The sequence below is a fragment of the Streptomyces sp. NPDC046335 genome, assembly GCF_055587985.1.
In genome coordinates, this window is the sequence record NZ_JBVJFF010000016.1 from 75,053 (window position 1) to 87,357 (window position 12,305).

Annotated in this window: 14 protein-coding genes and 1 pseudogene; 4 read left to right on the plus strand and 11 right to left on the minus strand. The window is 71.4% G+C overall.

Annotation, left to right across the window (positions count from 1 at the left end; all coding sequences use genetic code 11):
• Positions 1-6: 6 nt before the first annotated feature.
• Complete coding sequence (locus ACZ6JY_RS33605) at positions 7-408, minus strand: DUF4440 domain-containing protein (protein ID WP_447040934.1); 402 nt, start codon at positions 406-408, stop codon at positions 7-9.
• 84 nt (positions 409-492) lie between these two features.
• The gene (locus ACZ6JY_RS33610; protein WP_469202334.1) at positions 493-1,287 is read right to left on the minus strand and encodes a chitosanase; all 795 of its coding nucleotides are present in this window, start codon (positions 1,285-1,287) and stop codon (positions 493-495) included.
• 347 nt (positions 1,288-1,634) lie between these two features.
• Between ACZ6JY_RS33610 and ACZ6JY_RS33615 the strand changes: the two genes are divergently transcribed.
• Positions 1,635-2,282, plus strand: a complete 648-nt coding sequence (locus ACZ6JY_RS33615) for a DUF4360 domain-containing protein (RefSeq protein ID WP_469202055.1) — start codon at positions 1,635-1,637, stop codon at positions 2,280-2,282.
• A gap of 52 nt (positions 2,283-2,334) precedes the next feature.
• On the opposite strand, the gene ACZ6JY_RS33620 is transcribed toward ACZ6JY_RS33615, so the two are convergent.
• Both ACZ6JY_RS33620 and ACZ6JY_RS33625 read right to left on the minus strand, forming a co-directional pair.
• Positions 2,335-3,432, minus strand: a complete 1,098-nt coding sequence (locus tag ACZ6JY_RS33620) for an FAD-dependent monooxygenase (protein WP_469202057.1) — start codon at positions 3,430-3,432, stop codon at positions 2,335-2,337.
• A gap of 98 nt (positions 3,433-3,530) precedes the next feature.
• Positions 3,531-4,304 carry an SDR family oxidoreductase gene (locus ACZ6JY_RS33625; protein WP_469202059.1) on the minus strand — a complete coding sequence of 258 codons (774 nt, stop codon included), beginning with the start codon at positions 4,302-4,304 and terminating at the stop codon, positions 3,531-3,533.
• A 203-nt stretch (positions 4,305-4,507) separates the two neighbouring features.
• Between ACZ6JY_RS33625 and ACZ6JY_RS33630 the strand changes: the two genes are divergently transcribed.
• Positions 4,508-5,455, plus strand: coding sequence for an RNA polymerase sigma-70 factor (locus tag ACZ6JY_RS33630; RefSeq protein ID WP_469202061.1), 948 nt, complete (start codon positions 4,508-4,510; stop codon positions 5,453-5,455).
• Here ACZ6JY_RS33630 and ACZ6JY_RS33635 read toward each other — a convergent pair.
• Positions 5,445-5,990, minus strand: coding sequence for a PadR family transcriptional regulator (locus tag ACZ6JY_RS33635; protein WP_469202063.1), 546 nt, complete (start codon positions 5,988-5,990; stop codon positions 5,445-5,447). The two genes, ACZ6JY_RS33630 and ACZ6JY_RS33635, sit on opposite strands and share 11 nt — an antisense overlap.
• Before the next feature lie 118 nt (positions 5,991-6,108).
• Between ACZ6JY_RS33635 and ACZ6JY_RS33640 the strand changes: the two are divergent.
• Positions 6,109-7,437: pseudogene (locus tag ACZ6JY_RS33640) on the plus strand (MATE family efflux transporter); the annotation flags it as partial.
• On the opposite strand, the gene ACZ6JY_RS33645 reads toward ACZ6JY_RS33640, so the two are convergent.
• A complete protein-coding gene (locus ACZ6JY_RS33645) occupies positions 7,432-8,340 on the minus strand; it encodes an NAD(P)-dependent oxidoreductase (protein ID WP_469202065.1) in 909 nt (302 codons plus the stop codon). The pseudogene ACZ6JY_RS33640 and the gene ACZ6JY_RS33645 sit on opposite strands and share 6 nt — an antisense overlap.
• Positions 8,341-8,423: 83 nt before the next feature.
• Here ACZ6JY_RS33645 and ACZ6JY_RS33650 point away from each other — a divergent pair, with 83 nt between their 5' ends.
• Positions 8,424-8,795, plus strand: a complete 372-nt coding sequence (locus ACZ6JY_RS33650) for a winged helix-turn-helix transcriptional regulator (protein WP_469202067.1) — start codon at positions 8,424-8,426, stop codon at positions 8,793-8,795.
• On the opposite strand, the gene ACZ6JY_RS33655 is transcribed toward ACZ6JY_RS33650, so the two are convergent.
• The 5 genes from ACZ6JY_RS33655 to ACZ6JY_RS33675 form a co-directional block, all read right to left on the minus strand.
• Positions 8,784-8,990 carry a hypothetical protein gene (locus ACZ6JY_RS33655; RefSeq protein ID WP_469202069.1) on the minus strand — a complete coding sequence of 69 codons (207 nt, stop codon included), beginning with the start codon at positions 8,988-8,990 and terminating at the stop codon, positions 8,784-8,786. The two genes, ACZ6JY_RS33650 and ACZ6JY_RS33655, sit on opposite strands and share 12 nt — an antisense overlap.
• A 22-nt stretch (positions 8,991-9,012) precedes the next feature.
• Positions 9,013-9,825 carry an SAM-dependent methyltransferase gene (locus ACZ6JY_RS33660; RefSeq protein WP_469202071.1) on the minus strand — a complete coding sequence of 271 codons (813 nt, stop codon included), beginning with the start codon at positions 9,823-9,825 and terminating at the stop codon, positions 9,013-9,015.
• A 196-nt stretch (positions 9,826-10,021) separates the two neighbouring features.
• Positions 10,022-10,846 (minus strand): endonuclease I family protein, encoded by an 825-nt coding sequence (locus ACZ6JY_RS33665; RefSeq protein ID WP_469202073.1) that lies wholly within the window; start codon positions 10,844-10,846, stop codon positions 10,022-10,024.
• 202 nt (positions 10,847-11,048) lie between these two features.
• Positions 11,049-11,471: an acyl-CoA thioesterase gene (locus ACZ6JY_RS33670; RefSeq protein ID WP_469202075.1), complete on the minus strand. Its 423-nt coding sequence runs from the start codon at positions 11,469-11,471 to the stop codon at positions 11,049-11,051.
• 89 nt (positions 11,472-11,560) lie between these two features.
• The gene (locus ACZ6JY_RS33675; RefSeq protein ID WP_469202077.1) at positions 11,561-12,196 is read right to left on the minus strand and encodes a hypothetical protein; all 636 of its coding nucleotides are present in this window, start codon (positions 12,194-12,196) and stop codon (positions 11,561-11,563) included.
• Positions 12,197-12,305 lie beyond the last annotated feature (109 nt).

Here is a 12,305-nt window from a genome sequence, read left to right on the forward strand (position 1 = left end):
GAGCCGTCAGGGCCGGTCGTGCCAGGCGAACGCCGAGATGCGCCAGCCCTCGGGGGTGCGGACGAACTGGATGGTCTTGGTGCCGCCGCCCTCGAACGGCTTGCCCTCCAGGAGCCCGGCCTTGGCGTACTCACCGAAGCGTGAGGCGACGCCGCCGGTGATGTCCGTCCGCGCGGAGGTCTCCCACTCGGAGAACTCGGTCACCCGGCCGCCCTCGGCGAGGAGTTCCTCGCGCGGCCCGATGAACTCCTCCACGGTGAACGCGTGGTACTCCGGCGCGGTCACGACGATGACGCCGCCCGGCAGCATCAGCCGGCGGATCCGGGCGACGTCGGCGGTCTTCCCGTCACGGTTGTCGAAGGAGCCGAAGAACTCGGCTGTGAGCGCGTCTATCTCGGCCTGGGACATGCCGGGACACTAACACCGCCGATCACCGCGCACAGCGGCCGAGTTGACGAAGCGACCGCCTTCCTCGCCGCCCCGGCCGGCCGGTCAGCCGATGCGGTACGAGTCCCCGTACACCTTCCACTCCAGCGGGGTGTTCAGGCCGAGGTTCCGCTTCCGCACGAACACCCGCTGGGCGGTGTCGACCCGGCTGGTGTCCTCGTGGGCCTCCTCCTGCTTCATCGCCCAGACGCGCGCGTCGAGGAAGGCGTTCAGGTACGACACCTCGTCGCCGCCCTGGGCCGGCGGCTCGGCCGAACGCAGCGCGCGCCTGCGGATGTTGCGGAAGCTGGTGGAGTCGCCTCCGTCGCCGTGCATCACGATGGCGTCGTAGTAGCAGAACTGGCCGAGCACGCCGATGCCGTCCGCCTTGCCCTGCTTGACCGCCGGGTTGAAGTAGACGCGGTCGCGCTCGTCGTTCTGCGCCTGCTGGAAGGCGGGGTCCTCGGCGGCCCGCTCCCAGTCGCGCGGGTAGTTCGGGTCGAGCCCGTCGTGCGAGTCGGTGCCGTCGACCCTGCGCAGCGCGGGCAGGTACTTCGCGAGGACGTTGCCGGGCTTGCGCCGGGTGTACAGCTCGACGAGGTCGAGCATGTCGCCGGTGCCGGAGCAGAAGCCGATGATGCCGGCGGTGTAGCCGCGGCCGTCGCCGATGTCCTCGATGTAGCGGTAGTAGTTCTTCCAGTCGAGGCTGGAGTTCTCGGCGCTGCACACGAGCTTCATGGCGATCTCCTTCTTCGCCGGATCGTCGAGCCCGCCGGCCCGCGCGGACGCCTGCCCGGCGGACGCCGTCCGCGTGGCGATGACCGGGCCCGCGACGACGGCGGCGCCGAGGAGGGTGAGCAGGGTGCGGCGCGAGGTGAGCGAGGCGTGCGGGGGTGGGGGGTTTGCACGAGGGCCTCCAGGGTGGGGAGTTCGTCGATCCACGTACTGTTAGGAAGGTTTCCTACCAGAGATCCGGCATGACGTATACCCGTCAAGCAGAGGCTGGTGCGTGGCTGGTGTGCGCCTGACGCGTGGCTGACGGGTGCTCCCGTGCGGCCGAACCGGAGCCTCCGAATGGCCGGACATCGCTCTGGCCGCCAGCCCCAGTGGTCCGTACGCTCCCCCTCGCTCACGCATTCCGCTCCACGCACCACAGCACTTCTCCAACCCCCTCCTTGGCAATCGCCTACGCAATGGAACGGAGAATCATGGCTGGTGCAATGCTGCTGTCCGGCGCCGTCGCGGCGCTGTTCGGCTCGACACTCCCCACGCACAACCCGACCACGATCACGGAACCGCCCCCGGACAAGATCGTGATCGAGGTCGCCACGGTGAACGGCTCGGGCTGCCCGCTGGGCACCGCGGCCGTGGCCGTCTCCCAGGACAACACGGCCTTCACGGTCACCTACAGCGACTACCTCGCCAAGACTGGCGGCGGCGCGGACCCCACGGCGGCCCGCAAGAACTGCCAGCTCAGCCTTGTCGTGTACGTCCCCCAGGGCTTCACCTACGCGATCGCGAGCGCGGACTACCGCGGCTACGCCTCGCTCCAGCCCGGCGCCAAGGGCATCGAGAAGGCCTCGTACTACTTCCAGGGCTCGCCGGGCACGGCCTCGCTCAGCCATGAGTTCAACGGCGCGTACGACGACAACTGGCAGGCCACCGACACCACGGACTGGGCCCAACTCGTCTACGCGCCCTGCGGTGAGCGGCGGAACTTCAACATCAACACCGAGCTGCGCGTGAGCGCGGGCACCTCGGACCCCACGAAGACCAGCTTCATGACGATGGACTCCACGGACGGCGACATCAGCACGACGTACCACATGGCCTGGAAGGAGTGCCCGGGTCGCTAGCCACGGCGCGGGGCGCGTTCCTCCGTGGGTGCGCCCCGCAGTTCGGCCCGCCTCAGGTGGTGGGCATGGTGGTGGTCATCCAGTGGGTGAAGGCGGCGTAGCGCTCGGCGGATTCGGCGGCTCCGTCGGCGTGCTCGACCGCGGCGGAGTGCTCGCGCACCTGCTCGAACCGGGAGCGGCGGGCGCTCTCGTAGCGGGCCAGGGCTGCGGCTGTGCCGGACCCGCCCGCCAGTTCGGCGCGCAGTACTCCGGCGTCCTCGATGCCCAGGGTGCCGCCCGCCGCGATGTGCGGGGACAGGCCGTGCGCGGCGTCCCCGATCAGCGCGACGCGGGCGGTGGTCCAGCGCGGCAGCTCGGGGACGAGCATGATCTGATTCTCCAGGATGGCATCCTCCGGCGTCGCGGCGATCATCTCCAGAAGTTCGTCGTGCCAGCCGGACTCGGCCACGTTGCGGGCCCGCCGCAGGGCCCGCTCCCGCTTGCTGCCGGCCAGTTCACCGGCGTCGAACTGGCCGACCCACCACATGGTCTGGCCCTGCGCGACCCGCGTGTAGCCGCCTCGGGTCCGCGCGGGGCCGATCGTGACGAACGTGCCCTCCGGCCGTTCGTCCCCGGAGGGCACCACGGCCCGCCAGGCGTAGTTGCCGGCATGCGCGACCGCCGTGCTGCCGGGCACCAGGGAGGCACGTACGTCGGAGTAGACGCCGTCCGCGCCGATCAGGAGATCCGCCCGCAGGGGCGCACCGTCGGCGAGGTGCACTTCCACGTGTGTGTCGTGCTCGGTGAAGCCGGTGACGTGTGTTCCCAGGCGGATCCGGTCCCTGCCGACGGTGTCGGCGAGGAGGTTGTTCAGGTCCGGCCTCGGCACCATCAGGAACTGGTGGGCGGCCGGGTCGTAGCCGGCCGCGCGCATCGGGTGTCCCGCGGCGTCGAAGAACCAGGCGTCGACGGTCTCGCCCATGCGCCGGACGTCGTCGCCGACGCCAAGAGCGTCCAACTCCCGCAGCGCGTTGGGCCACAGGCCGATGCCGGCCCCGGCGGCCCGCACCTGCGGCGCGTGTTCCAGCACGATGACCTCATGCCCGATCTGCCGCAGCGAAGCCGCGGTGGTGAGCCCGACCAGACCCGCGCCCACGATCACAGTGCGCATCGTTCCTCCTCTTGCCGTCCCTGTGCTGCGGCAAAGCTAACACTAACGGTTAGGTTTTTATATCTGCTCTCCTTTACTAACGGTTAGCGTGGTGCCGGTTAGTGTGCTGTGTCCTGGGTTTCGAGCCATTCCCGGAACGTGGGGCCGGCCAGCTTGGCGTGCGGTCCCGGCAGGAACCCGCCGGCCGCCGCGATCTCGGCGTCGGGCATGCCGGAGCCGTCCACCGGGACCACCTCGATGCCCCGGCGGGCGCCGAGGAGTTGGGCCGCTTCGGACAGCAACTCCCTGCGGGGTCCGGCGACCTCGGGGATCGGCACTCCGGGGCCCGGCTGCGCGGCGTGGGGGTCGGTGGCCAGGTCGGCCAGTGTCTCGGCCGCGGTGCGGCAGGCCACGAGCTGGGTGGGCAGGGCGGGGACGTACGCGACGTCACCCTGCCGCCAGTCCAGGACCTGACCGACGAACTCGTGGAACTGCGCGGCCCGCAGGATGCGGGCGGGCAGCGGGCCGGACAGGTTGGCTTCCTCGTGCACCTGCTGGGCGGCGAGGAAACCGGCGGTGGCCTTGTCCGCGCCGACGATGGATACGGCCACGATCAGGTCGGCTCCCGCGCGCCGGCCGGCCTCGTGCAGGTTGCGGGTGGCGGTACGGAAGAACTCCGTGGCGGCCTCCTGGTCGGAGGCGTGCCATGACGCGACGTCAATGATGACGTCGACACCGGTGAGCGCGTCGGCCAGGCCCTTACCGGTGATCACGTCCACACCGGTGGCGCGGGACATCGGCACGACCCGGTGTCCCCGTTCCGTGAGAACGTCCACGACGTGGCGTCCCAGCCGTCCGGTCGCTCCTGCCACGGCGAACTTGCTGCTGCTCATGTTCCCTGCCCTTCTCGGTGCGTACGCATGGCGTCCTGACACACACGAGACGTCGGCCCCCCGTCGCCCGTAACACCCGCGGCGGTGTGACGCAGGCCACCCGGCGCGAGTGTTACGGGCGACTCCGGGCCGACGTCTCATGCACGGACCATGACTGTGCATGGCTGCGCATGGCGGGGAAGCGGACAGGGCGGGAGCCGGGTATGAGCGAGTGCGGCGGGCGGACAGCGGACACACCCGAGCCGCCGGGCCGCGCCGCCCGGGCGGCGATGCCGGACGCCGCCACCGAGGTGTTCGTGGCCCACCGCAATCTGTTGTTCACCGTCGCCTACGAGATCCTCGGCTCGGCCGCTGACGCCGAGGACGTACTACAGGAGACCTGGCTGCGGTGGACGGCCGTCGATCCGGCGACGGTGCGGAAGGAACGCGCGTACCTGGTGCAGATCGTCACCCGGCAGGCACTCGACCGGATGCGCGCGCTCGGCAGGCGCAAGGAGGCGTACGTCGGCCCGTGGCTGCCCGAGCCCTTGCTGACCGCGCCGGATGTGGCCGAGGACGTCGAGCTGGCCGACAGCATCTCGATGGCGATGCTGCTGGTCCTGGAGACACTCACGCCGGTCGAACGGGCGGTCTTCGTGCTCCGCGAGGTGTTCGACCTCGCGTACGACGAGATCGCCGAAGCCGTCGGCAAGAGCCCCGCCGCGGTCCGCCAACTCGCCTACCGGGCACGGGCGCACGTCGCCGCGCGCCGCCCACGCGGCACCACCTCCCCGGCCCAGACCCGAGCCGCGCTCCACGCCTTCCAACGGGCGGTCGAGACAGGGGAGTTGCAGAGCCTGCTCGACATCCTCGCCCCTGACGTCGTCGCCCTCAGCGACGGCGGCGGAGTCCGGCACGCCCTGCTGCGGCCCGTCGTGGGCGCGGACAAGGTCGCCCGCCTCCTGGCCGGCGGCTGGTGGAAGCGCGACGCCGCGAGGTCGCTGGAACCGGTACAGATCAACGGCAGCCCGGCGCTCCTCGTCCGGGTCGACGGGCAGGTCGACGGCGTCGTGGCCGTGCGCGTCGAGGACGGCTGGGTCACAGGCGCCTACCACGTCCGCAACCCCGACAAGCTGTCGCGCGTGACGCGGGAGGCCGCCGTCAGCCGCTGATCCCGCGAGCCGGCGGACTGAGCGCGGCGATGGTCTCGGCCAGCCACGCCTTCTCCTCCCGGCCGGTGGCGCGGGCGATCCGCAGCATGCCCTGACGGAACGGGTCCGGCGCGTCCTCCGCGCGTACGGGCTCCCCGTCCCGGTAGAAGAAGCTCGCCGGGGCGTCGAGGAAGGCCTGGCGGCGGCGGAGCACCGCGGCCTGCTCCGCCGGGTCGGGCAGGTGCCGCAGGAACGCGAGCAGCGTGAAGAACCGCTGCCCGTCGGTGATTTCCACGTCCTTCGGCTCCCGCAGCCGGGCGAGCAGCCTCGTACGGCCCGCCTCGGTGAGGGACAGGACCCGGCGGGGCGCGGCGCCGCTGCCGGGTTCGGTGCGCTGTTCGACGAGGCCGGCCTTGGTCAGCCGGTTGATGGCCGGGTAGAGGGCGCCGTCGCTCACCGGCCGGATGTGGCCGTTCAGGTCCTGGATACGGGCCTTGAGGTCGTAACCGTGCAGGGCTTCCTCGTGGAGGAAGCCCAGAATCGTCAACTCCAGCACGAGCGGCGCTCCTTGTCCCGTGAACTCTCGGTCGTCTGCCCTTGTCCCTGCCCCGCGGATGATGCTATCTCTTTTCGCTGTACCTCGAAACGAGGTACAGCGAAAAGGGGGATGGGTCATGGTGAGTACGACGGAGCACCGGCGGCGGCTGGTGTCGCTCGCCCTGCCGGTCTACTGCGAACTCCTGGCTGGAGTCGCGGCCGGGATCATCAACATGGTCTGGGTGGCAGGGCTCGGCGGGGACGCCGTCGCCGCGGTGGCCGTCGCCACGAACGTCGAGAACGTCCTGCTCGGCGTCATCCTCATGGCCGGTTCCGGTACGACGGTGCTGATGGCCCGTGCCCGTGGGGCGAAGGACGTGGCGGCGGCGCGGTCCGCGGTGCGCGGGGGCTGGGCGCTGTGGGCGCTGCTCACCCCCGTGGTCGCCGTCGGCGGCTACGTCTGCCGCGAGCCGCTCGCCCGCCTGGTCCTCGGCGACGGCGGCCGGGCGCCGCACCTCGCGGCGGAGTACTTCGCCGTCGCACTGCCGGGCATGGCGGTCTACTTCGCCACGAACGTCGTCGACGGAATCCTCAAGGGCTCGGGCGACACCCGTACGCCGATGCGGCTCGCCCTGCTCGCCAACGGGCTGATCCTCATCCTGGACCCCCTGCTCATCCTCGGACTCGACCTCGGCGTGCGCGGGGCGGCGATCGCCACGGTCACCGGCCGTACGGTGGCGCTGATCTGCGGCTTGGCGGTGCTGCGCCGTTCGCTTCGCCGCTCGCGGCGCGGCCCGTCGGGGGTGGTGCGCCGCCGCGGCGGGTTCCCGGCGGCCCGAGCGCTCGCCGCCGACGCGCGGCGGACGGCCGCGACCGGGCTGCCCATGTCCGCCGACTTCGTCGTCCGCATGACCGGCTCGCTCGCGCTCGTCGCCGTCGTCGCCCGGATCGGCGTGGACGAGGTCGCCGCGTACGGCATCGCGACGAAGGCCATGTACGTCGCGACCATGGCGTTCTACTCCGTACGCCAGGCCGCCGCCATTCACACCGCCCACCTGCTGGGCGCCGGGCGCGACGAGCGGCGGTCGGTCGGCCGCCAGGCGCTCGTCGTCGCCGGGACGCTCGGCCTGGTGGCCGCCGTGACACTGCTCGCCGCCGCGCCCTGGATCATGCGGGCCTTCGGAGCCGGGGGAGAGGTGGCCGACGCCGGGGCGCTCTATCTGCGGTGCCTGGGGCCGTACTTGGTGCTGCTCGCGTGCTTCATCGGGGTGGGCGGCGTCTTCGAGGGCAGCGGCGGCAGCCCGGCTCTGGCCCGCGTCACGGCGTACGGCTCCGCCGTTCAACTCGGTTTCGCCTACGTACTGGTGGGCCACGGGCTCCCCGGGATCTGCCTGGCCATGGCATGCGCCGCCGCCCTCCAGTGTGCGGCGCTTGCCCGCCTCAGCCGCGGGAGGCCCGGGTCAGCGCGGCGTTCGGATGCTGTCGATGATGCGGGTCCAGTTGTCGCCGCCGTGCCCGCTCTCGATCGCGCGCCGGTAGTGGGCCTGCACGGCCAGGGGAAGCGCGAGGTCGAGGCCGAGTGACGTGCTGGTCTCGACGATGTGGTCGGACGTCGCGCCCATCATGGTGACCGTGCTGAGGGCGCCGGGATGCTCCCCGGCATCCAGCGCGGCGCCGGGGTTCTCCTCACCGGCCCTGAGGATGGCGCCGATCGCGTCGGCGGAGGCGAGCAGCTCCGGCAGCGCTTCCGTGGCCTTCATTCCCGCGGTGCCCAGCATCGCGGTGGCGTGCATCAGTGCGGACAGGGTGGTGAGGAACACCGTGAGCTGGGCTTGGTACATCATCTGGGCGAGACCCAGGTCCTCACCCAGATACTTCGGTGTGCCGAGCAGTGCCAACGTCGCCCGGTGGTTCTCCATCACCTCGCCGGGGCCGCTGTAGTAGACGTGGGCCGCCTCCGTGCCGACCATCGGCGCCGGGACCATGACACCGCCGGTGAGGAAGGCGGCGCCGTGGCCAGCCGCCCAGGCTGCCGCCTCGCGTGTGCGGTCGGGGGTGTCGGAGCTCAGGTTGACCACCGTCCGGCCCGCGAGCGATGCGGTGGTGCCGTCGAGGATGTCGTACATCGCCTGGTAGTCGGTGAGGCTGAGGATCACGAGGTCACTCGCCTCGACCGCGTCGCCAGGTGTCGCCGCGAGCGTCGCTCCGTCGGCGACGACGCCGTCGGCCCGGGCGGCGGTGCGGTTCCAGACGGTGACCGGGTGGCCGGCCGCGAGGAGGGTGCGGGTCATCGCCTGCCCCATCGGGCCGAGCCCGATCACGGTGACAGCGCTGCCTTGCCTGATGGTGTGGTGCTGTTGTTCGTTCACTCCTCAATGATCGGAGTGCGCCACTACTCTGAGAAGTACCCACTATTTTCTGCGGTACTTACCTTTTAGTAAGGGGACCAGTGATGGCCAAGGCGCCGAGATGCGGGCCTTACATCTGCGGCATCGACGCCGCGCTCGACGTGGTGAGCGGCAAGTGGAAGGGGCTGATCCTCTGGGAGCTCGACGCCCATCGCGTACGCCGCTTCGCCGAGCTCCGTCGTGGTCTGCCCGGAGTGAGCGAGAAGATGCTGACCCAGCACCTCCGTGAGATGGAGGAGGACGGACTGGTGCACCGGAAGGTGTATGCCGAGGTGCCGCCACGGGTGGAGTACTCCCTGACCGAGCACGGGCACACGCTCAACCAGGCGCTCGGGCCGCTCGGCGCCTGGGGCAGTGAACGGATGCGCCGCGAGGGCTCCGACGTGGTCGGCACGGCCGAGCTCTCACGCGGCTAGGTGCCGGTATCCCGGCCACCGGCCTCCGCCGCGTACCGCCAGAAGCGCAGCACGCTGGGCCGCGGTCAGATGGTCGGTGGTCATCAGGCGCACCGACGCGGGGGCCAGCAGGCGACGGCCACCCGCGGCGCCGTCCGCGACGCCCACCGTCAGGAGCATGCGGGCGAACGCGTGCCAGTCGTCGCCCGGACTCATCCGTCGCCCGCCGGGCAGGGTGCTACGGCTTGCGCCCCACCGCTCCGTAGGCGTCGACCCGCACCGGGTCCGCCGTCTCCGCGCGCCAGCGCGTGACCTGCTCGACGCCGGGCTCCAGGAGTTCGAGACCGTCGAAGAAGGCGCCGATCTCCTCGACGCTGCGTACGTAGTACGGGATCGCGCCGCTCCTGTTGTACTCGTTCGACGCCGCGATCATGCCGTCGCTGGTGGCCGTGGAGTCGCTTATGACGAGGTGACTGCCGGACGGCAGCCCGGCCATGAGACGGGTGACCAGGTCACGGGCCTTGCCGTGGTCGGCGACGTGGCCGAGGGTGTTGAGGATGATCAGGGCGACCGGCCGGGAGAGGTCCAGGGTCTTCGACGCCTCCCGCAGGATCGCGTCCGGGTCGTACAGGTCCGCGTCGATGTACGCCGTCTCGCCCTCGGGCGTGCTGGTCAGCAGGGCGCGGGCGTGCGCGAGGACCAGCGGGTCGTTGTCCACGTAGACGATGCGGGAGTCCGGGGCGACGCTCTGCGCGACCTGGTGGGTGTTGTCCGCCGTGGGCAGGCCGGTGCCGATGTCGAGGAACTGCCGGATGCCCTGCTCGCCCGCGAGGTGGGTGACCGCGCGGCCCAGGAAGAGACGGCTGTGGCGGGCCACGTCGACCAGGCCGGGGAAGATCTCCTTGATGTGATCGCCCAGTTCGCGGTCCTTCTCGTAGTTGTCCTTGCCGCCCACGAAATAGTTCCAGAACCGCGCCGAGTGCGGCTTGCTGGTGTCGATTCGCGCGCGGATGTCGGCGGCGGAGTCGAGTTGCGGGTCGTGGTCGGACACGGGAGCCTCCTGAAAACCTGCGTCGAAGTTCGACGATCAAGCATCAATCTAGACGGTCGGCCACCGCCGCGAGTTCCCGCCCCGGATTTCGGGCGGCCCCGCAACTCGCGCCGTCAGCGCCACCCTTGGCCGCCTGGAAAGCGACGGCGGGGGTGACGCGGCAGCTCCGCGTCACCCCCGCCGTGCGGCGGTCAGGTCACCAGATGGCCGGCACCCACTCCGGGTGGTCGATGAACGGGTTCCTGTTGTGCTGGTACTTGTCGAAGATGACCTGGTTGCGGTTCTTCTCGAAGGCGTCCGGCGGGTCCTCGTCGCTCCACTGCTTCAGGACCGAGAGGCGGCCGATGGCGGGGGCGCTGCCGTTGTCGACCTTGTCGTTGGGCTCCAGGTCGGGGAAGCCGCTCTCGCCGTCGTAGCGCACGGCCATGTAGAGGATCATGCGGGCGACGTCGCCCTTGACCGCGTCACGGGGCTCGAAGGAGTCGCCGTCGGTGAGGTTGCCGGGGGCGCCGTCCACCGCGCCGCCGCCGTTGTCGAAGTCCTTGTTGCCCCGGATGCTGTTGACCTTCACGTCCTCCGGGCGGAGGTGGTGGATGTCGGTGCCCGGGCCGGTCGACGTGCCGAAGTCGCCGTGGGACTTGGCCCAGACGTGCTCGCGGTTCCAGTCGCCCTGGTCGCCGCCGTTCGCGCTCTTGCTCCGCGAGGTGCCGCTGTAGAGCAGGATGACGTTCGAGCTGTTGGCCGGGTCCTGGTCGGTGGCCTTCAGGGCGTCCCAGACCTGGGAGTACGACAGCTTGGTCTGGTCGCTGATGATCGTGTGCAGCGCGGCCTTGAGCTCGGGGCCGCTCTTGCCGATCGCGTCCTGGTAGTACGTGTCGTCATAGGCGCCGACGGCTGCGGGTGCCGCGGCCGGGGCGGGGGACGCGGTGGCCGTGGCGGCGGACGGCACGGTGATGCCGACGAGCACCGCGGCGGCGGTCAGGGCCAGGGGTTTCCAGCGGCGTACGCGCGGGGCGGGCATGTGGGGGGTGTCCTCTCCCGAATCCGACCTCGCGCGCCGCGCGTCCGCCCAAGGGGCGCGTGGTCTACGCGAGTTGACTGGTCAGTCACCGGGAGAGTGGCACGGATGTGCGTACGATCGTGTGAACGGTGTGGGGTGGTTCGGTGACGATGTCATGTACACAGTCACCCTGGTCGTTGGCGCGGGGGCGTAAGTCGCGTGCTCACAGCCCCAGTAGCGCGGGGTCGCTCGCCAGCGCCCTGAAGTACTCCCGCGGGTCGGCGACGAGCCGCCGCTCCTTGAGGTCCATCAGGCCGCCGACCGAGGTGAACGTCGCGGCCACCGTGCCGTCCGCCTTCGTGACCGTCTGCTCGATGCGGAACGTCTTGCCGTCGCCCCAGAGGAACGCGCAGCTCACCGTCGTCTCGTCGCCCGCGCGCAGCTCGCTGCGGTAGCGGACGGTGTTCTCCAGGGCGACCGGGCCGACGCCCTTGTCGAGGAGGTCGCTCTGGGCTATGCCCGCCGCGCGGAGCAGGGACCAGCGGGCGTGCTCGGCGTACTGGAGGTACACGGCCTGGTTGAGGTGCCCCTGCGTGTCCGTCTCGTACCCACGGACGTCGACGCGCACGGAAAACGGCTCTGCCACGGTGTTTGTTCCCTTCGGTATCTCTCGGATGTGCTCGGTGCGTTCAACTCGGCTTCGCCGCACGCGATTCCGCGCGCACGGCCGGTGGCTCATGCTCGCCTCGGCGAGGCCAGCAGATAGCGGCCCCCGCCGCGCGGCCCCGCGTGCTCGCCGACCTGCCAGCCCGCCCGCTCCAGGGCCGCCGCGCAGGCCCGCAGCCCCTCCGGCGACGGCTCGCGCACGGCGACGGCCTCCGGCTGCGGGGTGCCGGTCACCTCGTACCCCTCGCGGCCGGGGGCCGCAGGGGAGCGGCCCGCGGCCTCCAGGGCCAGGGCCGCCGCCTGGGCCAGATGCGCGCGCTCCCAGGCGCAGGGGCGGTCCCGGGAGCCGTCGGGGTTGGTCATACGGCGCAGCTCGACGAGGCCCTCCCAGGCGCTGCGGACCTCCCGCGCCCGCGCGGGGCCCTCGCTGCCGGGCGCCGACGTCTCCGTGCCGGTGCGGGCGGCGAAGACCCCGGAGGCCGGTGCGGGCTCCGCAGGATCGGGGGCGACAGCGGGGGCCGCGCCCTCGTCCCGTAGACGATGGCCCGCCGGGGTCAGGAAGAACGCGCGCGGCGGCCGGGGATGGCGGAAGGCGAGCCGGGCCCGGACCAGGGCCGTGAGCTGGGCCTCCGTACCGGACAGGCGGCCCGTGTCCGGGTCCGCGGCCTCGATGATCCGCCGCTGGGCGGCCGTGGGTGGCTTCACCGCGCGTGCACCCCTTCCCCCATGAGTCCATCGGCACCGTACGCCGTTGATCCGACGCCGTTGATCCGTCCGCTGGTTCCGATAGTGCCTCGCGGCACTGACAACGGGC

Excerpts from the sequence above, each read along its gene's own strand:
- ACZ6JY_RS33615 (WP_469202055.1), top strand. The coding sequence starts at position 1,635 with ATGGCTGGTGCAATGCTGCTGTCCGGCGCCGTCGCGGCGCTGTTCGGC.
- ACZ6JY_RS33605 (WP_447040934.1), bottom strand. The coding sequence starts at position 408 with ATGTCCCAGGCCGAGATAGACGCGCTCACAGCCGAGTTCTTCGGCTCC.
- ACZ6JY_RS33650 (WP_469202067.1), top strand. The coding sequence starts at position 8,424 with ATGGCCAAGGCGCCGAGATGCGGGCCTTACATCTGCGGCATCGACGCC.
- ACZ6JY_RS33620 (WP_469202057.1), bottom strand. The coding sequence starts at position 3,432 with ATGCGCACTGTGATCGTGGGCGCGGGTCTGGTCGGGCTCACCACCGCG.
- ACZ6JY_RS33655 (WP_469202069.1), bottom strand. The coding sequence starts at position 8,990 with ATGAGTCCGGGCGACGACTGGCACGCGTTCGCCCGCATGCTCCTGACG.
- ACZ6JY_RS33625 (WP_469202059.1), bottom strand. The coding sequence starts at position 4,304 with ATGAGCAGCAGCAAGTTCGCCGTGGCAGGAGCGACCGGACGGCTGGGA.
- ACZ6JY_RS33630 (WP_469202061.1), top strand. The coding sequence starts at position 4,508 with ATGAGCGAGTGCGGCGGGCGGACAGCGGACACACCCGAGCCGCCGGGC.
- ACZ6JY_RS33665 (WP_469202073.1), bottom strand. The coding sequence starts at position 10,846 with ATGCCCGCCCCGCGCGTACGCCGCTGGAAACCCCTGGCCCTGACCGCC.